23 protein-coding genes are annotated in these 22,911 nt (G+C 60.3%); 6 read left to right on the top strand and 17 right to left on the bottom strand.

The annotated features are described in order from the left end of the window. Window positions 1-20 precede the first annotated feature (20 nt). Window positions 21-1,319 (bottom strand): hypothetical protein, encoded by a 1,299-nt coding sequence (locus EYQ35_06085; protein ID HIF63702.1) that lies wholly within the window; start codon window positions 1,317-1,319, stop codon window positions 21-23. Between the two features lie 92 nt (window positions 1,320-1,411). After that, complete coding sequence (locus tag EYQ35_06080; protein HIF63701.1) at window positions 1,412-2,845, bottom strand: amidase; 1,434 nt, start codon at window positions 2,843-2,845, stop codon at window positions 1,412-1,414. A gap of 67 nt (window positions 2,846-2,912) precedes the next feature. Here EYQ35_06080 and EYQ35_06075 point away from each other — a divergent pair, with 67 nt between their 5' ends. Further along, window positions 2,913-4,505 (top strand): tetratricopeptide repeat protein, encoded by a 1,593-nt coding sequence (locus EYQ35_06075; GenBank protein ID HIF63700.1) that lies wholly within the window; start codon window positions 2,913-2,915, stop codon window positions 4,503-4,505. On the opposite strand, the gene EYQ35_06070 is transcribed toward EYQ35_06075, so the two are convergent. Further along, entirely contained in the window at window positions 4,495-5,511 is a 1,017-nt protein-coding gene (locus tag EYQ35_06070) for a glycosyltransferase family 2 protein (protein ID HIF63699.1), read from the bottom strand. The two genes, EYQ35_06075 and EYQ35_06070, sit on opposite strands and share 11 nt — an antisense overlap. A gap of 208 nt (window positions 5,512-5,719) precedes the next feature. Here EYQ35_06070 and EYQ35_06065 point away from each other — a divergent pair, with 208 nt between their 5' ends. After that, entirely contained in the window at window positions 5,720-5,995 is a 276-nt protein-coding gene (locus EYQ35_06065; GenBank protein ID HIF63698.1) for an XRE family transcriptional regulator, read from the top strand. Between the two features lie 96 nt (window positions 5,996-6,091). On the opposite strand, the gene EYQ35_06060 is transcribed toward EYQ35_06065, so the two are convergent. Both EYQ35_06060 and dnaA read right to left on the bottom strand, forming a co-directional pair. After that, on the bottom strand, window positions 6,092-6,652 hold the full coding sequence (locus tag EYQ35_06060; protein ID HIF63697.1) for a hypothetical protein: 561 nt from the start codon (window positions 6,650-6,652) through the stop codon (window positions 6,092-6,094). A gap of 77 nt (window positions 6,653-6,729) precedes the next feature. Beyond that, window positions 6,730-8,079 carry a chromosomal replication initiator protein DnaA gene (gene dnaA / locus EYQ35_06055; protein HIF63696.1) on the bottom strand — a complete coding sequence of 450 codons (1,350 nt, stop codon included), beginning with the start codon at window positions 8,077-8,079 and terminating at the stop codon, window positions 6,730-6,732. Window positions 8,080-8,178: 99 nt separating this feature from the next. On the opposite strand from dnaA, the gene EYQ35_06050 reads away from it, so the two are divergent. Both EYQ35_06050 and EYQ35_06045 read left to right on the top strand, forming a co-directional pair. Next, a complete protein-coding gene (locus tag EYQ35_06050; protein HIF63695.1) occupies window positions 8,179-8,433 on the top strand; it encodes a hypothetical protein in 255 nt (84 codons plus the stop codon). 53 nt (window positions 8,434-8,486) lie between these two features. Beyond that, window positions 8,487-9,308 (top strand): hypothetical protein, encoded by an 822-nt coding sequence (locus EYQ35_06045; protein ID HIF63694.1) that lies wholly within the window; start codon window positions 8,487-8,489, stop codon window positions 9,306-9,308. Between the two features lie 32 nt (window positions 9,309-9,340). Here EYQ35_06045 and ilvB read toward each other — a convergent pair whose 3' ends face one another. From ilvB to EYQ35_06025, 4 genes are all read right to left on the bottom strand, one after another. Next, window positions 9,341-11,134, bottom strand: coding sequence for a biosynthetic-type acetolactate synthase large subunit (gene ilvB, locus EYQ35_06040; protein HIF63693.1), 1,794 nt, complete (start codon window positions 11,132-11,134; stop codon window positions 9,341-9,343). Between the two features lie 181 nt (window positions 11,135-11,315). Beyond that, entirely contained in the window at window positions 11,316-12,812 is a 1,497-nt protein-coding gene (locus EYQ35_06035) for a 2Fe-2S iron-sulfur cluster binding domain-containing protein (GenBank protein HIF63692.1), read from the bottom strand. Between the two features lie 9 nt (window positions 12,813-12,821). Next, entirely contained in the window at window positions 12,822-14,096 is a 1,275-nt protein-coding gene (nuoF, locus tag EYQ35_06030; GenBank protein HIF63691.1) for an NADH-quinone oxidoreductase subunit NuoF, read from the bottom strand. An 18-nt stretch (window positions 14,097-14,114) separates the two neighbouring features. After that, entirely contained in the window at window positions 14,115-14,621 is a 507-nt protein-coding gene (locus tag EYQ35_06025; protein HIF63690.1) for an NADH-quinone oxidoreductase subunit B, read from the bottom strand. Window positions 14,622-14,743: 122 nt separating this feature from the next. Here EYQ35_06025 and EYQ35_06020 point away from each other — a divergent pair, with 122 nt between their 5' ends. Together EYQ35_06020 and EYQ35_06015 are read left to right on the top strand one after the other, a co-directional pair. Next, window positions 14,744-15,226 carry a hypothetical protein gene (locus EYQ35_06020; protein HIF63689.1) on the top strand — a complete coding sequence of 161 codons (483 nt, stop codon included), beginning with the start codon at window positions 14,744-14,746 and terminating at the stop codon, window positions 15,224-15,226. 15 nt (window positions 15,227-15,241) lie between these two features. Further along, window positions 15,242-15,850, top strand: coding sequence for a hypothetical protein (locus EYQ35_06015; protein ID HIF63688.1), 609 nt, complete (start codon window positions 15,242-15,244; stop codon window positions 15,848-15,850). 18 nt (window positions 15,851-15,868) lie between these two features. Here EYQ35_06015 and EYQ35_06010 read toward each other — a convergent pair whose 3' ends face one another. From EYQ35_06010 to EYQ35_05975, 8 genes are all read right to left on the bottom strand, one after another. Further along, window positions 15,869-16,825: a transketolase family protein gene (locus tag EYQ35_06010; protein ID HIF63687.1), complete on the bottom strand. Its 957-nt coding sequence runs from the start codon at window positions 16,823-16,825 to the stop codon at window positions 15,869-15,871. Next, window positions 16,818-17,651, bottom strand: a complete 834-nt coding sequence (locus tag EYQ35_06005; protein ID HIF63686.1) for a transketolase — start codon at window positions 17,649-17,651, stop codon at window positions 16,818-16,820. The genes EYQ35_06010 and EYQ35_06005 overlap by 8 nt, the downstream gene beginning before the upstream one ends. 63 nt (window positions 17,652-17,714) lie before the next feature. Further along, on the bottom strand, window positions 17,715-18,362 hold the full coding sequence (locus EYQ35_06000) for a histidine phosphatase family protein (GenBank protein ID HIF63685.1): 648 nt from the start codon (window positions 18,360-18,362) through the stop codon (window positions 17,715-17,717). Then, the gene (gene moeB / locus EYQ35_05995; GenBank protein ID HIF63684.1) at window positions 18,352-19,551 is read right to left on the bottom strand and encodes a molybdopterin-synthase adenylyltransferase MoeB; all 1,200 of its coding nucleotides are present in this window, start codon (window positions 19,549-19,551) and stop codon (window positions 18,352-18,354) included. Before moeB ends, EYQ35_06000 begins: the two co-directional genes overlap by 11 nt. A gap of 131 nt (window positions 19,552-19,682) precedes the next feature. Continuing rightward, window positions 19,683-20,276: a 4Fe-4S dicluster domain-containing protein gene (locus EYQ35_05990; GenBank protein HIF63683.1), complete on the bottom strand. Its 594-nt coding sequence runs from the start codon at window positions 20,274-20,276 to the stop codon at window positions 19,683-19,685. Window positions 20,277-20,325: 49 nt separating this feature from the next. Continuing rightward, window positions 20,326-20,931, bottom strand: coding sequence for a glutathione S-transferase family protein (locus EYQ35_05985; GenBank protein HIF63682.1), 606 nt, complete (start codon window positions 20,929-20,931; stop codon window positions 20,326-20,328). Window positions 20,932-20,968: 37 nt separating this feature from the next. Then, window positions 20,969-22,183, bottom strand: a complete 1,215-nt coding sequence (locus EYQ35_05980) for a dicarboxylate/amino acid:cation symporter (GenBank protein HIF63681.1) — start codon at window positions 22,181-22,183, stop codon at window positions 20,969-20,971. Next, window positions 22,180-22,908, bottom strand: a complete 729-nt coding sequence (locus EYQ35_05975; protein HIF63680.1) for a ribonuclease HII — start codon at window positions 22,906-22,908, stop codon at window positions 22,180-22,182. The genes EYQ35_05980 and EYQ35_05975 overlap by 4 nt, the downstream gene beginning before the upstream one ends. Between the last annotated feature and the right edge of the window lie 3 nt (window positions 22,909-22,911).

The raw sequence follows: 22,911 nt of genomic DNA, 5'->3' as shown, positions 1-22,911 counted from the left end.
TCGGGGGGGTAGGCTTGAGGTCAAGCGGCGCTGCAGTCGAATGACACCGGGTTGCCAACCACGAGTGAAAGAATCAGCAGCGCATCGACCACCGAGATTTTCTGGTCGCCGTTCACGTCACATGCGCTGAGCGGGCAGCTACCGGGCAGACCCAGCGCACTCCTGAGTACGGTGAGAGCATCGGCGATGCCGACCTGTCCTGAGCCATCAGCATCGCCACAACGGGACTTCCCTCTCAGGGACCAGCCGAGATCAGCCAACAGGTAGGCGGCCAGCCCCCCAGGCAGATCGGTGTCATGAATTGGTCCAGTATAACCCGGCTCCATGAACTGGTCGGGCGACAGCGCCGGGCTGAAGTGAGTAACCGAGGAACCCGGCGCCAGGCGGGCAGGGTCATGCATGTGGACGTCTCCGTTGACATCGACTCCGCTGTTAAGCAGCACCGACGCTCGGGCGAGCTCGTCGCCGGACCAGGCAAGGCCGCCGTCGGAGACCAGCACCGACGCGCGGTCCGCCGACGTCATGGTGGAGAGAGCATTGCCCGTACCCGCCTCGATCAATTGCAGCAGGTACCTGTCGTCGTAGCCCCGCCTGAGGCACGCACCATTAGCGCAACCCTCGGCAAGCGAGCAAAGGCCCATGCCCGGGCAACGCAGCCTGCTGTCGAATTTCTCTCCACTCCCGTAATCAAACAGCGTAGTAAAACCCAGGCCGTGGGCGATCTCGTGAAGGGCCACCGAAACGAGGTCTATGTCGCAACCACGCGGGCCGCAGGGTACCTCGCCGTCATGTCCATAGTACCAGCTGCGTTCACCCAGCACGGCGTCACGGTCGAGCGACGCGTTAAACGTTATCCATATCTCGGGAATGCCGCCGTTGAGGTCAAGCCCGGCCAGGTTATTAGCCAGCGCCGCTGGGTAGTAGGTCGAGGAAAGGGGCGCTCCCGCAAAATCACGGTGCACCGTCATGGCGGCCGCCGAGCCCAGCACCGCTCCGTAGAGCGTGCCGCCGAGTTCGACGAAACGGACCCGCAGAACGATTTCTACTTCGTTTGCGAGGGTTTCCTCCCATAGCCCCGCCGCGTAGCGCAGGGCGTCGAGACGCTGTTCGCCCAAGGTGCCCGCGCTGCTACCAGGCACCGCTTCCAGCACGGTGGGATCATTGAGTCCGCTGTCGGGAAAGTCCGCGTTCAGTATCGAAAAACCAGCAGCAGCGGCAGCGCGGGGCTGGACCAGCGGCCCGGAAAACAGAAGCAACAAGCCCACCGCTGCGCCTGCTATTCGCCCGCAGAGAGCGACTTTACCTGATCCCGAGTACACCCTGCTCCCCCTGCCCGCTTTGAGGGTTAGCAACGTGAAGGCTGGTCTTCAAACGCGCTGCACATTTTTGTGCACAAGTAGAGGCGCCGGGCTCAGTCGGACTGGCCCGGAATCCGCTCGGCCCAGCCAACGACGGCTTCGAGCTGCGCACCCAACTGCAGAAGCAGCTCGTCCTGCCAGGGGCCAGCCACGAGCTGAATTCCTACCGGCAGGCCTTCGGCCGACAAATGCACGGGCAGAGATATAGCCGGCTGGCCAGTGACATTGAACACCGGGGTGAAAGGTACCAGTTGCGCGGACTTGTTGAGCGGGGACATGGGATCGTCGTCAGCCCCATCCCATAACAGGCCGATAGGAGGTGGTAGGCAGGCGGCCGTGGGCGTGAGGAGTACGTCAAAGTTCTGCCACGACGTTACGACCCGGCGCGAGTACATCTGCAATGCAGCCACGCTGGCCACGTAATCGGCACTGCTTGTCTGCATGGCCGATTCGCGCATGGCCACGTTCAAGGGCTCCACCTTGCTCCAGTCCTGCACGTCCCAGAAAAGAGGACCGGTGTTCCAGACGATTTTGAAAAGTTCCAGAAACTCGGGCCCCATTTGCCAATCCGGTGCCGCTTCAAATACTTCGTGGCCGGCTTCCTCGAGCAAACGCGCAGTAAACTCAACCGCCTTGATGGCTTCCTGGTCCACCGGATCCCCCATGGGCGAAGTTGTTGTAAAAGCGACGCGCTGCGATCCGCTGCTACTCGACCTGCTGGCGTCGAGGAAGGTCGTGGCGGGCCGAGGTGCGGTATACCAGGCCAGGGGGTCGTACGGAGCAATAGCGTCGAGCACCGCTGCCGTATCGTTCACCGTCCGCGACACGCAGCCTTCGACGGCAAAGCCATGCATGATGTCGCTCACTACCGGGGGGCCAGCGCAGGTTCTCCCCCTGCTCGGCTTGAGCCCTACCAGGCCCGACCAGCCGGCCGGTAGTCGAATAGACCCCCCACCGTCGTTGGCGTGCGCGATCGGGACCATGCCCGAGGCCACGGCGGCGCCCGCCCCACCGCTTGAACCGCCGGGACTCCGGGTCTTGTCCCAGGGATTTCGCGTCGCGCCCCAGGCCTGGTTTTCGGTGACCGGCAAGGTCCCGAACTCGGGCGTGTTGCTGCGACCCATGAGCAGGAACCCCGCGTCCCTGAACTGGCTCACAACGGTAGCATCCCCCGGAGCCACGCGATTCTTAGCGCCCATCGAGCCAAAGGTGGTAGGCCAACCTTCAACGTCAGTCAGATCCTTGACCGGCATCGGCACACCGTGAAAAGGCGGCAGGTCATCACCGCTCATAACTTTTTCTTCGGCCAGCCGCGCCTCTTCGAGTAACTGTTCATCCCGGCGCCATATTATGGCGTTAATTTCCGGGTTGACCCTGTCTACCTGGTCGAGGCAGGCCTGCACGACTTCAACCGGGCTGATTTCGCGCTTCTTGATTCGCTCGGCAAGCTGAAGACCTGATGCAAAAAGTATAGAATGATTATCCATATTTAGCCTCGCCGTAAATTAACCCGCCCCGACGCGGTGTCAAACCTGAAAGGACAGGACCTCGAGCATGAAACAAACACTTAACTTCGCCCTCGTCGTGATCTCCCTGCTGTCGTTTTCCTGGCTGCTCAATGCCGGTAGCATCGATTATCCCTTGGTATACGACGACAAGGCCCTGGTTACCGAGCGCGATTCATCGCTGGATCATTCCGCTGCCGAGTTCTTCTCAACCCGCCACGAGGGTCTGGGCCGTCACTTGACGGTGCTGGGCATTGACCTGGAACGATCTGCGTCGGGCTCGACCTCGCGCTTTCACATCACCAACGCCCTGCTGATGGGCTTGTGCGGCGTTGCCCTGTACGGACTCGGCCTGGCACTGGGGCTTGCACCGGCCGCAGCGTGGACGGGTGCAGCGGTCTTTGTCGCCCACCCTCTGCATACCGCCGCCGTCGTGCCCGTGTCAGGGCGCAGCGAACTGCTGGCGGCCTTGTTCGTCCTCAGCGCGACCGTGCTTTACATCGGCAGCCGACGTCCCATGGGCTACCGACGCCTCGGCCTGCTTTGCCTGTTGTTTTTCGCCGGCCTCGCGTCCAAGGAAAATGCCCTGGTGTTGCTACCCTTACTGCTTTGCTACGAAGGCCTGCAGCGGCTTGGCCGCAGCAGCGACACTGCCGTTGCCCCGGCGGCCTCGGATTTTCGCGCGCTGGGCGCCCTGCTTTTAACCGCCGCGGCCTGGCTTGCCCTGGTCTATCGCAATTTTGCTACGCTGGCGCCGGTCGATACCATAGACAACCCACTGGTGGCTCTGCCGTTACACGAACGCGTAGCCCAGGCGGCTTCGCTGTTGTGGCAATACGCCTGTCGAGTGGCCTGGCCCTGGCCACAGGAGAGCATTCCCTCGGTAGTCAGCTTTGCGCACTCGCAAACGATCGTGGCCCTGCTCGCCTGGACGACACTGCTGGTTTTCTGCCCTCTGGCCGTGAGGTACTTGCGCCTCAAGGTGGCCAGCGGACTGCTTCTGCTCTGGTTCCTGCTGGCTTTTTCTTCAACCGCCAACGTCTTCTTCCCTCTTGGCACCGCCTACGCTGAACGCTTGGCTTTCCTTCCCAGCGCCGGGCCGGCCTTGTTGTTTGGAGCACTATTGTTTCCCTTGTCTCGAGGAAAACTACGCAACTCGATCGGAATCACTGTTGCCCTGCTCGTACTGGTAGTGGGCGCATCGGGCTACCTCGAGCAGGCCAGGGACTGGTCTTCCGAACTCCATTTTCACCGCCAGGCTGCGGCGGCCAGCCCCCACTCGGCCAAGGCTCATTACGATCTCGGTATACAACTCGCCGGCAGCGGCAAACTGCAGGAGGCTCTGGCACCGATGCGTCGGGCGGTGCAACTGGCGCCTGGCTTCAGCGAGGGCACGCTCTACCTCGCCGAAACCCAGGTTCGGCTTGGGCAGGTCGACGAAGCGATCCTTGCCTGGCAAAAATACCTGGCACTGCGACCGGATGATAACGGGGCGAGATCTCGCCTGATGGCCACACTGGTGTTAGACGAAGACTGGTCGGCCGCCGCGGCGCAGGCCCGGGAGCTGGTCGCTCGTGGTAAGCCCGAGTTCTCAGAGTTGGCCGTCCAACTGGAACTCGAAGCCGAGGCTCTCAGTCCTTGAACGCCAGTTCGCTCACCGGTAGACGGTAGCGCCGCATCAGCATGTAGACGGCCAACGCGCCGAGGCGTCGATTTTTTTGTATGCGGCGCCTGTCGGCAAGAACAGCAGGTAAACCCACCAGGGCGGCCAACCACGCGCGACACAGGATACCCGCGAGCTTGAAGCGACCGTAGTCGCGCCCCATGCCCCCGCTTATGCCTCGTCCAGTAGCGTAGGCGTAACCCTGGGCCGCAAAACGCGCGGCTGTATAGAACGGGCTCATCGCCAGTATGCGGCGGGGAAAGAGCTTTGCTGCATTCCAGATACGATTTCGCTCAACGAGGTAGGCCTTGGAGGCCGAGTGGTAGCCAGTCGTCATTGATTTCTTGTGGTAAGCGACGGCGCCGGGAACGTACCTGCATCGCCAGCCGCGCAACTGGCCCCGCATCGCGAGATCGAGATCCTCGAGATAGGCAAAGTAACGATCGTCAAAGAGCCCCACGTCGTCGATCATTGCTCGCCGGTAGACCGCGGCACAGCCATTGGGTCCCAGTACCTCGACAGCTTCATCGTACTGGCCGATGTCTTTCTCGAGCCAACTACGGGACCGACAGATCCCGTCGGGATAGACAAGCAAGCCGGTAGAATCAAAAACGTTACGGCGGTCGTACATCATCACGCGAGAAGCAAACATCCCCATTTCAGGCTCGAGCTCGGCCGCTGCCGACATTTCTTCGAGAAACCGGGGGTGGAGGTCGGCATCGTTGTTGAGCAGCAGGATCAGATCACCGCTCGCCGCAGCGAAGGCGATGTTGTTGCCCAGGCAGAAGCCGGTGTTCTCGTCCTGTGGCAGAGTCAGGACCTCGGGGAATTGGCTGGCCAGCATATCGAGACTGCCGTCGCTCGATCCATTGTCCACGACCAGGGTCTCGAAATCGGTCATGGTCTGCTCCCTGACCGAGCGCAGGCAGGACTGCAGGAGTTCCCTGCCGTCGTAGTTCAAGATGAGAATAGAAAACCGGGGCACCGATGAATTGTAGCAAAGAACCGGCGCCCGCGGGGCAACACAGCAAAAGCGTCACTTTTGTGCCCCCCTGTTCAATTAGCGCCGAGAATTCCGCCCCAACCATCGCAAACGCCTTGTATTGCCCTATCACTGACATGGCATCTGGCTTGCACTGGTCTTTGCAGATTGCACCGCGCGGGCTTTGAACCGCGCCCAGGAGGATATCGATATGAACGAAACTACCAATAGCCAGAGCCCGGGCTGTCTCGTACGCACGCTCAGGCAGCGCCTCGTTATGACCCAGGAAGAATTTGCCCACTGCCTCGGAATAACCGTGAGCACGGTGAACCGTTGGGAAAACGGACACTCCCACCCCAGCAAGCTCGCTCGGTCCAGCATCGTTGCGCTCGGCGAGAAGAACAAGCTGCGCGTCGATGCGTTTACACTTGCCGTAACCGAAGTCGAGCCGCAATACATGGCGACGAATTCGGCCTACGGAGCCTGAACCAACCACCCCCGGGATCCCATCGGACTCGGGGTGACAGCACCCAGCCATGTAACAACCGGGCGGTGTACCAACAGGTGCACCGCCCTTCGTTGTTTAAGCCGTTCTATCGTTGCGATTCTCCCTGCGCTCGACGTGACGGTCGACGTGACGGTCGACAAGTGAATCTATACGTTCCAGCAGGCCCTGGTTACCCGCGTACTTTTCAATCATCAGGCTCAGATCGCTCAGGTCATGCAGAAGCATGGTCTCGGCCTGCTCGCGCTGCTTGGCGTCCGTAAGTGCCAGCACGAGCTCAAGTATCAGTTCATCCTGCTCGCTACTCTCAACTTCGACCGCAATTTCAAAGGCTCGCTCCACCGAGACCTCTCCGTCGCATTCGGCCGAGAGTTGTTCGAGCCTGAACATGGCGTCGGTGGTATCCCAGGATCCAATTTCCCTGCAAGGCGAAGGCTCAGCCTGCTCGTGCAGGCAGGCCAGCATCTCGAGTGCGCCGATATGACCGGCTTCATGGCGAGCCATCGAGAGCCAGAACGGTCCCAACTCGCCAGGACTCGCGTCACCCGAAAAGCGCCGGGCCAGTTTCAGGTAAATCTGCATGGTCCGTTTTTCGAGCTCGCGGACTTCGCTGATTATTTCCAGTCGCCCTGTTTCCATACCTGCTAGGTAGCAGGTCGCCAGAAAAGACACCACGCCCCGGCTTGTTGCCACGTCCAGCCCGGAACGGGAGCCGTTCAGGAAAACTGACCGCCGCGCCCGAGGAGGGTTTCGAGGCGATTAATGCGTTCGGCGAGCGCAGGCTCTCCGCTCATCGAATCCTTCACCGATCGAACCGCTCGCAGGATAGAAGAATGATTTCTGCCGCCCATGGCTTCGCCGATCTCGGGCAGAGAAGCAGAGGTCAGCTTGCGGCAGAGATAAGCGGCAACGTGACGAGGCCAGGCCACCCTGCGTGCCCGGCTGCGAGACAGGATTTCTTCTCGCGTAATACCGAAGTGGGTTGCGACTGTCTTGACGATCGTCTCGATATCAACGTCACAGCCGACGCCCACGTAGGGAACCACCAGCGATTCGACGACCTGGGTCGTGAGCCTGCCGCCGGACTGGCTTCTGGCAGCCCGCAGTCGGGAAACGAGCCCTTCAATCTCTCTCACACTACCCGTCATGCGCAGCGCGAGGTCCTCGATGGTGTCGCCCTCCATCTCAAGGTCCGCCTCCTTAAGCTTGGCCCGGAGAATGCGGCATCGCAGTTCGGCGTCGAGCGGCCCGAGGTCGGCGAGCAGGCCACCCTGAAAACGGCTGCGCAATCCGTTCTCCAGCTTCTCGAGTTCCAGTGGTCCGCGATCCGACGCGAGCGCGATCGGCTTTCCAGCGCCGTGCAGGAGGTTGAACGCGTGGTAGAACTCCTGCTGCGTACGCTTCTTGCCCGCTATGAACTGTACATCATCGATGAGTAGTGCGTCGGCAAAACGAAACTCGCGACGAAAAGAATCCATCCGGTCATTGCGGAGAGCATCGACCATTTTTCTCGTGAAGTCTTCGCCTTGGTAGTAGAGAACTTTACGCGCTCTTGATCTCAGTTCGCTGGCGATGGCGAGAAGTAAGTGAGTCTTGCCCAGGCCTACTCCACCATAGAGGAACAACGGATTGCCCGCGCCCGCTTCGGCGGAAGCCAGCGCTCGCGCGGCGTCGCAGGCCATGCGATTGGACTCTCCAACTATGAAATTACCGAAGCTCTTGAGCGGTGAGCTCGTGACCTTACGGGCGTTCTGTTGTCCGCCCGCGGGGGGCGACCAGCGTCGGTTCGCAGGCCGCGTCCCCGCGGACGAACCCACCACCACCTCCACACGACAGCTGTGGTCTGCAGCCTCAGATACCGCACGTTCCAGCGCAGGCAGGTACACCTGCCTGATTCGGTCACGGTACAGCCCGAAAGGCGCCTCCACGGTCATCAGTCCGTCCTCGAACGACCGGGGGGTCAGCTCCAGGATCCACGTTTGAAAATCTTTCTGCGAGAGCTCTTGCTCAATACGAGAGCAAGCATGATTCCAGAGACGGTCGGCAGCTCGCCTGGGAACTGTCATCAACCGCGACCCCGGCCGGTGTCAATCGCCGGCGCTAAGCTGGTGACCCAATCCTCTGCAACGAAAATCGACGTTGATTCCTTTTCTATAATCCAAGTCATGCTCGCGATATTTTCCGGCCAAAAAACGACGCGGGCGGTAACACGCGACGAGCATCGTTTACGTTGCAGCCATGCAGTTTGCAACAAGCTGGAGACCAAGCAGCGAAATCATTGCGTTTTATTAATACCCGAACGGGCAGCGGCTGAACGCGGTCCGATGGTGTCGCCTTTCCCGGTGTTATTGTTGATGTTTTTCGTGACTCAATTTCTCTCACCCCCGGCGACGGGCTACCTCGTGTTGCATGCCGAGTGATACCCGCCTAGCATCGCGCCGGACTACGAACAGAGTTTAAGAAAATTGAGAGAATGGAAACACTTTTTGCTCACAGCTACATCTTGATATTCGGCAAGCTGGCAGTCGGTGGTGCGATCGCCCTGGCCGTTCCCAACTTCGCTTTACTCGAACGCGGCTACTACAAATCGACAACCGCAGTCTTTGCTGGCTGCGCCATGTGCATGGCAGCCGGGCAGCTGTACCTGCTTCTCAACTACCCCGGTCATAGCATCCCTTCGTTGCTCGAAGTGGCCGCCTGGTGCTTCTTCTGTGCTGTTTTCATTGCCTATTTCATTACACTTTTCACGGATTTGGCGCTTATTCGTGCAAGGGTTTTCCCGCTGCTGCTGCTGTCCAGCGTGCTGGCTGTATCTTCAAGCGCCTGGGTCTTTGCCTCGCAGAACGGTGGGCCGTTGACCGGACTGGTTTTTTCCGCCGCCTTGTTTTCGGGAAGCCTCATCGTGGGTGCGACCCTGAGCGGCATGCTGTTGGGGCACTGGTACTTGATTGACACGGGAATGGACCTGGCGCCTTTCAAGCAGATTCTGAAATGGTGCAAAGGTTGCCTGCTGGCAGCCGTCGTTACGGCCTGCCTCAGCACCGCAGTTGTCAGCCTGCTGGACGGCAACGGTGCGAACGGTGCCGTCCAGGTACTCGCCACTTATCCCTGGCTAGTGTTCGCGAGAGTATTCTGCTGGGTACTGACCGGGGGCCTTTTTATTCTTATAGAAAAGACCCTGGCGATCCCCCACACCATGGCGGCGACCGGTTTGTTCTACATCGCGGCCCTGAGCGCCGCAGTGGGAGAAATCGCCAGTCACTGGCTGCTGTTCAGAACCGGCATACCGCTGTAAGTCCAACCCGCGGAATTACCGAGCTTAACCTGTCAGGCGAAAAGCATCTCGTCCACGGCCATGCCGGCGGGAACCATGGGAAAGACTCCCTCCTCGCTGGGGATGGTCACGTTGAGCAATACCGGGCCGTCGTGGTCTAGCATTTCCTGCAGGGCGGGCCTCAGCTCCTCGATTTTTTCGACATGCATTCCCTTGGCCCCGTAGGCCTCCGCCAGGGCCGGAAAATTAGGCAACGCCTCGAAATAAACCTGCGAGAAACGTTTCTCGTAGAACATGTCCTGCCACTGCCTGACCATGCCCAGGTGGCCGTTGTTGAGCACTATTATCTTGACGGGCACCTTGTACTGCACCGCGGTAGAAAGTTCCTGTATGTTCATCTGTATGCTGCCGTCGCCGCTGATTACGACTACCGGACGATCTTTTTCAACGAAGGCTGCGCCTATGGCTGCGGGCAGTCCTATGCCCATCGTACCGAGGCCGCCCGAGGTCAACAGCGACCTCGGTTTATCAAATCCGTACAACTGGGCAGTCCACATCTGGTGTTGCCCTACGTCGGTCGAAATAATCGCGTTGCCTTTGGTAAGATCATGTAGCTCGTCGAACACCGCCAGCGGTAGTATGCGTCCATCCCGCGTCTTCTCGTACCCCAGCGGGCGCTCCGCCTTCCAGTCGGCTATCTGATCTCTCCAGGCGGCTATACGCTTGGATCCGTTAAGACCCGGATGGTCGGCAGCCTGTTCATTGAACATCGACAGGATGTTGCCTACGTCGCCCACGATGGGAACATCGCAGCGGACGTTCTTCGAAATAGAAGAAGGGTCGATATCCGCGTGGATAATGCGCCCACGCGCCTCGCAGGCAAAACGCTCCGTGTCGCCAGTAACCCTGTCATCAAAACGCGCTGCTATACAGAACAATGCATCGCAGTTCTGCACCGCCATGTTGACCCAGTACCCACCGTGCATACCCAGCATGCCGATGGCCAGGGGGTCGGAAGCCGGAAAAGTACCCAGGCCCATCAGCGTCGTGGTGACCGGCGCCTGCAGTTTTTCTGCAAACAGGCGCAATTCGTCGGACGCGTCGCCCCACTGGACCCCCCCACCGACGTAGAGCAAGGGGCGTTCGGCCTTCTCAAGTATGTCCAGTGCACGTGAAACCTGCCGCCGGTTTCCCTTTACGGTTGGCCGGTAGCCGCGAATGCCGAGCTCTTTGACAGGTCGGTACTCGCAGATCGCCTGCTGGACATCCTTGGGCAGGTCGATCAGAACAGGTCCCGGCCGCCCGGTACCCGCTATAAAAAACGCTTCGTGTATGACCCGAGGGAGATCGCGGACGTCCTGCACCAGGATGTTGTGCTTGGTACAGGGACGCGTAATTCCAACGATGTCGGCTTCCTGGAAAGCGTCGTTGCCGATCATCGACGTGGGAACCTGTCCGCAAAGCACGACCAGCGGTATAGAGTCCATGTTGGCATCGGCTATACCGGTAACCGTGTTGGTGGCACCCGGCCCCGAGGTGACAACTACGACGCCAGGCTTGCCCGACAGCCGGGCGTAACCTTCGGCCATGTGGACGGCGCCCTGTTCATGCCGGACCAGAATGTGGTTGAGAGCTGAATCATAGAGGCTGTCGTAGGTGGGCAGTATGGTGCCCCCGGGATAGCCAAAAACGGTGTCCACGCCCTCGGCGATAAGGCATTCGAGGATAATCTGCGCGCCGGTCAATTGACGACCGCTTAATTCCTCGATGAGTGCTGGGGCAGACGCGTCGTCGGAGTCCGCATTGCGGCCCAGGCGCGCCTTTTCGGCTGCTGCTGATTCTGTCATATCTCTCTCCGGCTGGTGTAGCCGGCCTCCCGTTGGACCCGCAGGATTGGTTACCTCGGCCCGGTCTAATGGCGCATTCGGGGGAGTTCCCGCTCGCGCCAAGTGTAAAAGATACACGCCCTGCCCTGAATTGACAAGGACCTCGTTCAAGCCAGCTTTCTTTTTGCGCGCCTGATGGCTCTCAAACGCCGGCCAGTTTGGATTCGAGGGCCGGGGGCGGGGCAGAAATGCCAGCTGCCGAGCCCAACTCCTCCACTAGCCACCCCAGCACCACGCGACCCTCAACTGCGTCACCTGGAGGTGATATGGCCGCCTCGAAGGACTGTCGCAGGCCGTCCTTGTTGATGAAGGTCCCGCCGCTCTCAAAATGGGTAGCGGTGGCCAGCAAGCAGTCGGCGTAGGCGGCGGTCACTGTCTTATGGCTATCGAGCACCAGTAGCCCGTCGAGGCCCTCGAGCCAGTCGGTCCACTGCGGGCCCGCTGCGGCTGGGTCACATCCGGCGACGATAGCAGCCGCACAATCAATCGGTGGCCCGTCTGCAGGACGCATCCCGAGGACCTGCAAGCCTTGCTGGTTAGGAAAGCGGTCTGAGCTTATAAGCAACTCATCGTCATCGAAGGCTGGTTTCTCACAACGAAAGACCAGGCAGCCCTCGCTCCCCAACAGGCCGGCGACCTGCTTGAGCAACTCGGCTTCTTCCTGGCTGAGTTCCGGTGAGACAATGACAGCTACGGGCCCCGCGCTTTTCATAAGGCTGGCCGCGTACTGCACCGCGGTCCTCACCGGCCGCGTCAAGAAGCGACCCTGCTCGCGTTTGAGGTGGGCAGAAAGTCGTTCCCCCCCCTGCAGCAACGAGGGCACCCGGCGGCCGTGATCGCACATCCAATAACCGTTGACCTCTGGATTATTACGCGGTTTCACCCTGAAGATTTCGCTGCCGCGGCTGTGAACCTCGATACTGCAACCGGTTGCGCAACCAGGGCATATGGAATCGTCGCTCGACAGGTACCAGACCCTCGACTGGAACCTGAACTCCCGGCTCGTGAGTGCACCCACCGGGCAGATATCGACAACGTTGGTCGCGTAGGGATTATCCAGCACCGCCCCCTCGGTGAGGCTGAGGACGCTGTGATCGCCGCGTTCGTTGATCGTGAGCTCGTGGGTACCGGTCACTTCATCAAGAAAACGCACGCAACGGGTGCAGAGGATGCACCGTTCCTGGTCAAGCATGACGTCCGGACCGATGGGGGTAGCCTTCGCCTTGAGGACTTTCTCATCGAGATTGACGCGACTCTCGTAGCCGCCGTACTCCATGTAATATTCCTGCAGCTTACATTCGCCGGCCTGGTCGCAGATCGGGCAATCGATCGGGTGGTTGATGAGCAAAAACTCCAACACCGAGCGCCCGGCTTCGGCGACGCGGTCATTGTTAGACTCGGCTATCATCCCGTCCTGCACCACGGTGTTACATGCTATCTGCAGCTTGGGCAGCGGCTTGTCCTGCTTGTCGGACAGGGCCTTGATCTCGACGAGGCACATCCTGCAGTTACCTGCCACGGGCAGGCCGGGGTGATAACAGTAGTGCGGGATCTCGTGACCGGCCGCCTCGGCGGCGTCGATGAGGTTGCTGCCCGCTTCGACCTCGACGTCGATTCCGTTGAATGTTACCCGGGGCACCTTGTTACCTCAGCCTTCCTCTGGCGCCAGGCTGCCCAGAAAATCATCTCGAAACTTATCCAGGAAGCTGCGCACCGGCATGGCCGCTGCGTCTGAAAGGACGCAGATGGTCGTGCCAAGCATCCCGCCCGCAACCGAGTAGAGAGTGTCGATATCGGCCTCGGTGCCCTCCCCCGACTCAAGACGCAACAGGATGGTCTCAAGCCAGCCTGTCCCCTCCCTGCAGGGCGTACACTGTCCACACGACTCGTGGTGATAAAAGTGGGCTATAGTCCTCAACGTGGCCACCATGTCGGTATCTTCGTCCATCACGATCACACCGGCCGAACCCAGCATCGACCCGGCCGCAGCCACCGAGTCAAAATCCATGGCGAGGTCGATTTCGTCGGCCCGCAGGATCGGCACGGAAGACCCACCGGGGATAACGGCCTTGAGGGCGCGGCCATTGGCCACACCACCTGCGTGAACTTCGATGAGTTCGCGCAACGAGGTGCCCATGGGAAGCTCGAAGACTCCGGGATTGTTGACGTGCCCACTGACGCAGAACAACTTGGGGCCGGGACTCTTCCCGGGACCGATACCCTTGAACCAAGCGGGTCCCTTTTCCATTACGTGACGTACGCAGGCAAGGGTCTCGACGTTGTTGACGATTGTCGGGCAGCCGAACAACCCCTGCACGGCCGGAAAAGGCGGTTTGATTCTCGGATGCGCTCGCTTGCCTTCCAGAGACTCGATGAGACCGGTCTCTTCGCCGCAGATATAGGCTCCGGCGCCCAGGTGCACGACAATGTCCAACGTGTGACCGGTAGCGAATATTTTCTCGCCGAGAAAACCCCGGGCCCGGGCTGCTTCCACCGCGCGACAGAGTATATCGTAGCCCTTGCGGAACTCTCCGCGGATATAAATAAACGCGCTCTCGCTTCCGATCGCGTAGGCCGACAGGATCATCCCCTCTATGAGCTGGTGGGGGTCGTTTTCAATAAGCTGGCGATCTTTGAAAGTGCCGGGCTCGCTCTCGTCGGCGTTGCACAGAAGATACACCGGCTTGCCCGTGTCCCGGGCCACGAAGCCCCACTTCATCCCGGTCGGAAAACCAGCGCCGCCCCTGCCCCGCAATCCCGATTCCTTGACGGTATCGATTACCTCGACAGGGCTCATCTCGCCCAGGACTCGCCTGGCAGTAGCGTAGCCTCCGTCGGCCACGTAATTCTCTATCTCGCAGAGGTCACTTCCCTGGTCCAGGTAGTGAAGCAGCACTCGTTCGGGGTTCGCGCTCTCTGTCATAGGGATAGCCTGGGGGCTTCAGCTGACCGCGCCCGAAAACGCGCTGCGCTGTTTCTGTCCCTGGATCTTTCGCTGCAGCGCCATCAGGCCATCGAGAACACCCTCGGGCCTGGGGGGACAGCCGGGGACGTACACGTCCACCGGTATTACGCGATCGATACCAGGGACGGTAGTGTAATTGTCATAGAAGCCGCCGGTCGACGCGCAGGCGCCGAAGGCCATTACCCAGCGCGGCTCTGCCATCTGCTCATACACCCGCTTCAGGATCGGTGCCTGGCGACAAGTAACGGTACCGATGACCATGAGCAGATCGGCCTGCCTCGGTGTAAACCGGGGAAGCAGGGCTCCGAAGCGGTCGATATCGTATGGAGCCATGGACAGTGACATGTACTCCATGGCGCAGCAGGCGGTAGCGAAGGGGTACGGAAATATCGAGTATTTGCGCGCCCAGCCCAGGGCCGCGTCAAGCGACGTCAGGACTGCAGTTTCAGCGAGCACGGCCTCGTCACCCCGGGTACCGGCCAGGGTAGGAAGCCTGTTGTCATCAGTCTGGAGGGGCCTAGCCACTTAAATTATAGGTAGCGGCTGGAGGGCGAAAAAACAACGTTTGTTGCAATCACACGCACCGCTCGTTACAAGCGCGGCCCATGCCCGATCTGTTGCCGTTTGTTCATCTCCTGGCCTCATCCATCTTCCTGGGGACCTCGGTTTTCATGGCCTTGCTCCTGCCCTCGGCAGCAACAGGAACCGCCGACGCGGTGAGACGGCGATCGCGTTACGTGGTGTTGCTCAAGGTCTACGGCCCCCTGTCGATCGGCTCCCTGGGGGTCGTGTTGATCACCGGCGCCTACCAGGTGACCTCCTACAAGCAGAACCTCGGGAGTGACTACTTCGAACTTGTCGGCGCTGCCCTGGCCTGGAAACTGACGATGGCCTTCCTGGTCATCATGCTGGCTACCTGGGTCGCCATCGGTATGGGCCTGCGCATGGTCAGGGCCGAACAGGGAGGCCTGCCAGTCACCGACCCGGCACTGGACAAGCTTCTGATGAGAATCACGGTCGGCTTATGGATGACTATCATCGCAACCGCTTACACGCTGTGGGTGGCCCTGCACATGACGTCCGCGTAGCACTGACCTCGGACGGTGAATTTCGCCCTTTTCGACCCCGACTCTCCCCTACCACGCAGCTGGTGGCTCGAACAAGCGCCCTCAGTTGAGCGGGTAGAGCTCGAGATCGGAGCTGGCTCCTGCGGCTTCCTATTGGAGGCCGCCCGCCGCACCCCTTCAACACTGTACGCAGGCTTCGAGATTCGCGTCGGCCTCGTAAAAGCGTTTGAAGCGACAGCCGATCGGCCGCCCAACGCGCTGCTCTACGGGCTGGATGGACGTTGGGTTACTTCCTGTCTACTTGCGCCCGAAAGCATCGACACCTTCCATGTTTACTTCCCCGATCCCTGGTGGAAGAAGCGCCACCACAAGCGCCGCTTATTCACCGGCGAGTTCTGTCGCGGAGTCGCACGAAGCCTCAACGCCGGCGGCGAGCTGAGGCTCGTTACCGACGTGCGAGTGATGTACGAGAGCGCGCTGGATGGATTGCTGGAAGCGGGCTTGGTGCAGCGTCCCGGTAGACGCCGGTCAGCAGGTCCTGCTGAAAAATCCGCCGAGCCGACCTGCTCGGCCTACGAAACAAAATACCGCAGGCAGGGGCGCGAGCTGCACGAGACTGTCTTTGTTCGTGGCGGCGTTGCTTGAGAAGCGACGCGAGCTCGATCAGCCGGTGGCCACTGCTTCGATCTCGGGGGCCAGGAAACGTCGTGCGGCCTCTGCGATGCCGGCCGCATCGAGCATGTGGCGGGCGTAGAGATCAACCTGAGTACCGGATTCACCGTAGCCCAGCACTCCGTGCCTGCGTACGACTACGTCTGGCATCTCCGACAGGGCCTCAACTACGGCGCTGCCGAGACCGCCGACCACGCCGTGATCTTCTACCGTCAATACCCGGCTACTGTTCGAAGCGACTTCTCTGAGGAGCTGTTCGTCCAGCGGCTTTATGGTGTGAATGTTGACTACGCCCGTTTCCACGCCGTCAGCAGCGAGCAGCTCCGCGGCTTCGAGGCAGTTTGCGACCACGCCGCCGGAAGCAACCAGCACCAGGTCCTTGCCCTCGCGCAGCCGTATGCCTTTTCCAAACTCGAAGCTGTAATCCGCGTCAAAGATATCGGGTAGCGCCTGCCTGGTGAGGCGCAGATAAGCGGGCCCCACGTAATCGGCCAGGAACTCGGTCGCGCGCTCGGCTTCTACCGCGTCGGCTGGCTGCAGCACGACCATGTTGGGCAGCGAACGCATGAGGGCCACGTCCTCGAGCCCCATCTGGCTGTAACCGTCTTCACCGGGGCCCACGCCCGCGTGGGTACCCACGAGCCGCACGTTGGCGTTGTTGTAACCCACCGACATACGAATCTGCTCGAAGCGACCAGCGAGAAAACACGCGAAACTGGAAACGAAAGGCACTTTGCCGGCCATCGCCAGCCCGGCCGCCACGCCGACCATGTTGCCCTCGGCGATACCCAGCTGGATGAAGCGGTCGGGAAACTGTTCCGAGAACTTCCTCGTGTTAGTCGAACACGAAAGGTCACCATCGACCACGACCACGTTTTCGTGTGTCGCGCCCAAGCGCGCCAACGCTTCTCCGAAAGCAACCCTGGTAGCTTTTGCCATTTCAGTTATCCTTCGCGGCGCCAACACCGAGTTCCAGCAGCGCTTGCTCGAGCTCATTGTCGTCGGGGGCCTTGCCATGCCACGCGTGTGTATCTTCCATGAAAGACACGCCCTTACCCTTGATGGTCTGGGCAATAATCACAGTGGGTTTTTGATCGTTCGCCCTGGCGCTGTCGTAAGCTGCAAGCAACGAGTCTACGTCGTGTCCATCCACGTCGACCACGTCCCAACCAAAAGCCTGCCACTTATCAGCCAGCGGCTCGAGGTCCATGATATTGGCAACCCGACCATCGAGTTGGACTTTATTGTAGTCGACTATACCCGTGAGCTTGGCCAGCCCGAACTTTCCGGCAGACATAGCCGCTTCCCAAACCTGCCCCGCCTGTATCTCGCCGTCACCCATCAGGCAGTAAGTACGAAAGTTGTTTTCATTGTCGAGTTTTTCGGCCAGCGCCATACCCACCGATACCGACAAGCCCTGCCCGAGGGACCCGGTCGCGGCCTCTATCCAGGGCAGGCGCACGTGGTCAGGATGCCCCTGCAGGCGGCTGTCAATACTGCGCAGGGTCGAGAGTTCTTCTTCCTCTATGCAACCTGCCCGGCACAGTGCCGCGTAGAGCACCGGCACCGCGTGGCCCTTGGACAGGATGAAGCGGTCACGTCCCGGCCATGACGGTTCCTGGGCGCGAAAGGCCAGCTCCTTGAAATAAAGGGTGGCCATTATTTCTGCCGCCGAAAGAGAGCCGCCGGGGTGTCCGGAAACGGCGGTGGCAATCATTTTCAGGCTATCCGCACGCAATTCCTGCGCCAGACCTGAGAGTTCTTCTGTAGACAACACGCCCACGAAGTTGCCCTTGAAAAGCCGGGGTGTCAACAGCCACGGCGCCGCGCGCACGGCTCAGGTTGGCTGCTGCCAGTGGCTGGAATTCCAGGCCCTGCCCTCGTCCACGACAACATTCACAAATTTGACCTCCGGCCCCCTAAAGCCTTTGCCTATCAAACTGATTGCACAATTATCCACGCGGATACGCCTGAATTCCTCGAGCGCGAGGCCCAGGTAATGGCAAAGGGTAGAACGCAGGATGTCTCCGTGCGAAATGAGCAGGGCTCTACTCCCGGGAGGCAATTCTTCGACCACGGCAAGTGCCCGCAGTTGCACCATTTCGATTGTTTCGCCACCGGGAGTCGGGCGACGGATCGGGTCTTCGAGAAAGGCCGCGTAATCGGGGTCTTCGCGGATCTCCTCAAAGGTCATCCCCTGCCAGCGGCCGAACTTCACCTCGCCGAGGCGGGCGTCGGTCACAACCCGTGCGCCGCTTTCTTCAGCCACTATGTCGGCTGTTTGTACGGCGCGCAGAAGCGGACTCGCTATGATGGATTCTACTCCCAATTGCGCCAACGCCCCGGCCGCGACGCGAGCCTGCTCAACGCCCTTGGCGTTGAGCGGTACGGCTGCCTGCCCCATTATCCGCCGCTGGATATTCCAATCGGTCTCGCCGTGCCGCATGAGCAGCACCGAGGCGTGCTCCGTAGCTTCAGGCGGCATCAGCGCTGCTGTCGGCCTCGCCTCCACCCGCCAGGCTGCAGAACTCCTCGTAGTCGATAAGCTCGCTTATCGAGGGATTGTCGCCGCACATCGGGCAGGCGGGGTCACGGCGCAGCTTCATCAGGCGGATCTCCATGCCCAACGTTTCTATGTGGGCGAGTCTGCCGATGAGGGGCTTGCCCGCACCCAGGATCAACTTCATGGCCTCCAGCGCCTGTATGCATCCGACCAGTCCCGGCAACACGCCCAGTACGCCTGCTTCCTGGCAACTCGGAGCCATGCCCGGTGGCGGCGGCTCGGGAAAAAGGCAGCGGTAGCAGGGCCCTTCACCGGGATGAAAAACGGTCGCCTGCCCCTCGAACTGGAAGATACTGCCGTGCACGTTGGGTGTGCCGGTCATCACGCAGGCATCGTTGACCAGGTAACGGGTAGGAAAATTATCGCAGCCATCGACCACGAGATCGTAATCCTTGAGAATATCCATGATGTTGCTCGAGTCGAGTCTCATGCGGTGCTGCACGACGTTGATGTCCGGGTTCAGCCCGTTGAGGGTGATAGCCGCCGACTCGGTCTTGGCCATGCCCACCCTGTCGTTGGCGTGCAATATCTGTCGTTGAAGGTTGGACATATCGACGACATCATCATCGACTATGCCTATGGTGCCTACGCCCGCAGCCGCGAGGTAATAAGCCGCCGGCGAGCCGAGACCGCCCGCGCCAAGGCAAAGCACCCTGGCCTTGAGCAGCTTGGCCTGCCCTTCCTCGCCGACCTCGGGCAGGAGAAAATGGCGGCTATACCTCTCGAGTTGTTCGGGTGTGAAAGCGAAATCCTTCTCCCACTCGTGCCCGGCGCCCTTCCAGGCCCCGTAGCCCCCGGCCATCGAGCAGACACTGCTGTAACCCATGGTTTTGAGTTGACGAGCCGCCAGCATGGACCGCACCCCACTCTGGCAGTAAACAACCAGCGGAGTGTCGTGATCGGCAACCTTGGTTTCGACCTGCATTTCGAGAAACCCCCGGGGCAGGCTCAAGGCGCCGGGGACATGGCCTTCGCGAAATTCTTCTTTTTCGCGCACGTCGACCGCGACGTGGCCGTCCGCGGCAGCCAGCAGTTTTTCGGCTTCATCCGCGGTGACCTCGGGTATTTCGCGGCGCGCGTCAGCTAGGATTTCATCGTAGGTACTGGCCATGTCGGTTCCTCCAGACCGCGGCGGCGCGGCTCGGTCGAGCGGCCAGTTTAGCTCGAACCAGCGTTAGTTGGTAGTTTGACCGGTTAAAGGACAAAAGCGGAGGGGCGGCCGTACGAAGGCTGGACTCGGGCTCAGCTTGAATACGAAGCACTGCGGGGCTGGTCACCCGCGGATTGCTCGGCATGTTCTTTCATCAGGGCCGCTCGGCCTTCGTTCTCAATAACCCGGGATCGGCCCATCAGCTGGCCCTTGTCTTCGATGAAATCGACCCTGCTGTAACCGGGCACTCCCGGGTGAACGGCGGTATCCATTCGTATAGCATCGCAGGGACAAGCCTCTACGCAGTAACCGCAGTAGATACAGCGCAAAGTGTCGATCTCATATCGCACTGGATATTTCTCAACGGCGTTGTCCGGGTGTTCCCCAGCTTCGATATTAATGCAACGAGCGGGACAGGCGGTGGCGCAGAGAAAGCAAGCCGTGCAGTTAACCGCACCGTCATCTTTGAGGGTAAGTCGGTGGGCACCGCGATACCCCTCCCCGTAATTTAGCTGGGCATCGGGATACTGAATTGTAACCGAGGGTGAGCCGCCATGAAGGCCCAGCTGCTGGAGGACGTGCCCCAGCAGGTTGCGCCAGAAGCGCCTGCCGGTGACGAACAGGCCCCCGACGATGGCGGGAAGATAGATTCGCTCCCGAAACCCGAGCTCCTCAGGTCTACGCATTCAGATCTCCAACTCCCCTGACGTCGTGATCGAGACCAGGGTAGATAATTCAGGCCACCAGGCGCAGCGACTCTACACTGCGGCGGCTCTTGAGGCGGGCTATCCACTCGGCTACCGGTGGCTTGAGATCAAGTTCCATTTCAAGGGAAGCCAGGTCCAGGACCAGTGGCGCAAACGACACGTCAGCGATCGAGAAATAACCGACTATGTATTCCTTGTCTTTGAGCATCCCGTTGAGCATGGCCAGGCCGGACCTGATTGCGTTGCGGGCCGTGTCACACTTCTTCTCGTTACGATCCCCAGCCGCTACCGTGAGCTCCCACCTCAGGGACATACCCGGAAGGGTAAAAACCTTGTCTGCGTAATCTTCGAGCATGCGGGCCTTGGCCCTGTCGGCCGAATCCTCGGGCAGGAGATTAGGAAAAGGGTACTCGTCGTTGAGGTACTCGTTTATGAGGCTGGACTCATAGACAACGACCTCCTCGTCGACCAGGACTGGAACCTGCCCGAAGGGATTCAAACGCCTGAACTCAGGGCTGCGCTGGGCACCCGCAGCAAGGTCCACGGTCTCGGTCTCGTAAGAAAGTTCTTTTTCTGCCAGTACAATCCGCACTTTTTGTGCGAACGGGCAGTTGGGATGGTCATAAAGTGTCATGGAGCTTTTCTTTACCTCAACCCGGGAAGCTACCCCATTACACGGGGCCGTGCAAAACACCCTCTGATTGGGCGTCAACCACCCCCGCTCCGACGGCGTCTCCCCAGACGTTAACCGTTGTCCGAAATCGGTCAAGCAGCCAATCAACAGCCAAAATTGCGGATATCCCGTCCGCCGGCAGCCCCACGGCCTCCAGTACAAGCACCATGGTCACCAACCCTGCCTGCGGAATACCCGCCGCGCCGACCGATGCCAGCGTCGCCGTGACAACGATCAGCACCTGTCCTCCAAAAGACACCTCGATGCCCGTGGCCTGGGCGATGAACATCACGGCAACTGCCTCGTAGAGAGCGGTTCCGTCCATGTTGACGGTCGCGCCCAGCGGCAGAACGAAGCTGGCCGTATCAGAACGGATGCTATTTCGTTTTTCGGAGAGGTCCATTGTCAGCGCCAGGGTTGCCGAGCTCGAGGCTGTCGAGAAAGCCGTCAGCAGCGCTTCGCCCAGGTTATAGGCGTAGCGAAAAGGGGATCTCCCGGTTAGCAGCTTGAGTAGAACCGGCAATACGATGAAGCCATGTATTCCCAGTCCCAGCACTACGCAGAAACAATACTTGCCGATGGCTGCCACCTCGGCAAAAAAAGCAGCGCCGCCACCCGCCTTGCCCAGGTGCGCGGCCAGCAGGGCGGCAATACCCAGCGGAGCGACAAACATCAGCCAGTGAACCATGCGCAGCAGGGCCGCGGTACTGGCGCCGAAAAAGTTCCTCACGGACTCCGCACGCTCTCCCGCCGAAGACAGTGCCAGGCCGAAGACCAGCGCAAACAGCATCACCGGTAGAACTTTGAACGACACGGCGGCTTCGAAAAGGTTGTCTGTGAAAAGACTACCGACTATATTCTGCACACTCGTGGCCTGAACGCTCGGAGCCGAACTGCTTCCCAACGAGACACCGACACCGGGTTCAAAGATACTCACGACCACCAGGCCCGTAGTAACCGCGATCACGGTGGTCGCCAAGTACCAGGAAAAAGTCAGCCCGACGATACGATTGAAGCTGCCCATGCGGTACAGTCCGGCCACGGCGTCGACCATCGAACAGAAGATCAACGGTAGAACCAGCACCCGGAGCAGGTCGAGAAAGAGATCCCCGATCCACGCGGTAGAGAGCGCAGCCTCGCCACCTACCCAGCCCCAGGCCGTCCCCACAAACACACCGACCGCCATAGCCGGTAGCAGGTATTTTTCTTTCATAGCGCTTCCTCGTTGGGCTCGGAAATGTCAGTAGTTCCCAAGCAACCGGCCTCGACAGGTGAAGAATCAGCGACCGTAGCCATGCTAGCGAGGGCTTTCCTCACCGGCTCGAACGAACGACGATGAATGCTGCAAGGCCCCAATTCACCGAGCGCCGTCATGTGCTCGGCGGTTCCATAACCCATGTGACGCTCAAATCCGTACCCGGGGAATCGCTTCCCGGCATCGAGCATCAGTGCGTCACGGTATACCTTGGCTACGATAGAGGCCGAGGCCACCGAATAGATAAACGTATCCCCCTTCTTGTAAGCCGACTGCCCCTGCTCAACACCGGGTATCCTGCGGGCGTCCACGAGCAGGTAGTCGGCCAGCGGGAGTAGTTGTTCCACTGCAAGCCGCATTGCTTCCAGCCCTGCCTGGTACACACCAATTTCATCGAGACGAGCCTCTTCGACCCGGCCTATCCCAATGCTCTCAGCACCGGCACGGATCTGCCCATCGAGCTCCACCCGCCGCGCGGCGCTCAACACCTTGGAATCGGCTACCGCAAGCGGTTCACTACCCGGCGGGTAGACCACGGCGGCGGCCACCAGGGGACCGGCCAGCGGCCCTACCCCGACTTCGTCCACCCCCGCCACGTGGCAGTAGCCCGTGTCCCAGAGTAACCGCTCGAGGCGAATCATTTCTTCCGGAGAATACCGCCGGCTGCGAGCGGTTGCGGCCATACT

The organism is Candidatus Binatota bacterium (assembly GCA_012960245.1).
Classification (GTDB): Bacteria; Desulfobacterota; Binatia; order UBA1149; family UBA1149; genus UBA1149.
This window is presented reverse-complemented; position numbering and strand designations above follow the sequence as displayed.

Coding starts and splice junctions, on each gene's coding strand:
- EYQ35_06080 (HIF63701.1), bottom strand. CDS start 2,845: ATGGATAATCATTCTATACTTTTTGCATCAGGTCTTCAGCTTGCCGAG.
- EYQ35_06075 (HIF63700.1), top strand. CDS start 2,913: ATGAAACAAACACTTAACTTCGCCCTCGTCGTGATCTCCCTGCTGTCG.
- EYQ35_06065 (HIF63698.1), top strand. CDS start 5,720: ATGAACGAAACTACCAATAGCCAGAGCCCGGGCTGTCTCGTACGCACG.
- EYQ35_06060 (HIF63697.1), bottom strand. CDS start 6,652: ATGGAAACAGGGCGACTGGAAATAATCAGCGAAGTCCGCGAGCTCGAA.
- dnaA (HIF63696.1), bottom strand. CDS start 8,079: ATGACAGTTCCCAGGCGAGCTGCCGACCGTCTCTGGAATCATGCTTGC.
- EYQ35_06050 (HIF63695.1), top strand. CDS start 8,179: ATGCTCGCGATATTTTCCGGCCAAAAAACGACGCGGGCGGTAACACGC.
- EYQ35_06045 (HIF63694.1), top strand. CDS start 8,487: ATGGAAACACTTTTTGCTCACAGCTACATCTTGATATTCGGCAAGCTG.
- ilvB (HIF63693.1), bottom strand. CDS start 11,134: ATGACAGAATCAGCAGCAGCCGAAAAGGCGCGCCTGGGCCGCAATGCG.
- nuoF (HIF63691.1), bottom strand. CDS start 14,096: ATGACAGAGAGCGCGAACCCCGAACGAGTGCTGCTTCACTACCTGGAC.
- EYQ35_06020 (HIF63689.1), top strand. CDS start 14,744: ATGCCCGATCTGTTGCCGTTTGTTCATCTCCTGGCCTCATCCATCTTC.
- EYQ35_06000 (HIF63685.1), bottom strand. CDS start 18,362: ATGCCGCCTGAAGCTACGGAGCACGCCTCGGTGCTGCTCATGCGGCAC.
- moeB (HIF63684.1), bottom strand. CDS start 19,551: ATGGCCAGTACCTACGATGAAATCCTAGCTGACGCGCGCCGCGAAATA.
- EYQ35_05990 (HIF63683.1), bottom strand. CDS start 20,276: ATGCGTAGACCTGAGGAGCTCGGGTTTCGGGAGCGAATCTATCTTCCC.
- EYQ35_05985 (HIF63682.1), bottom strand. CDS start 20,931: ATGACACTTTATGACCATCCCAACTGCCCGTTCGCACAAAAAGTGCGG.
- EYQ35_05980 (HIF63681.1), bottom strand. CDS start 22,183: ATGAAAGAAAAATACCTGCTACCGGCTATGGCGGTCGGTGTGTTTGTG.
- EYQ35_05975 (HIF63680.1), bottom strand. CDS start 22,908: ATGGCCGCAACCGCTCGCAGCCGGCGGTATTCTCCGGAAGAAATGATT.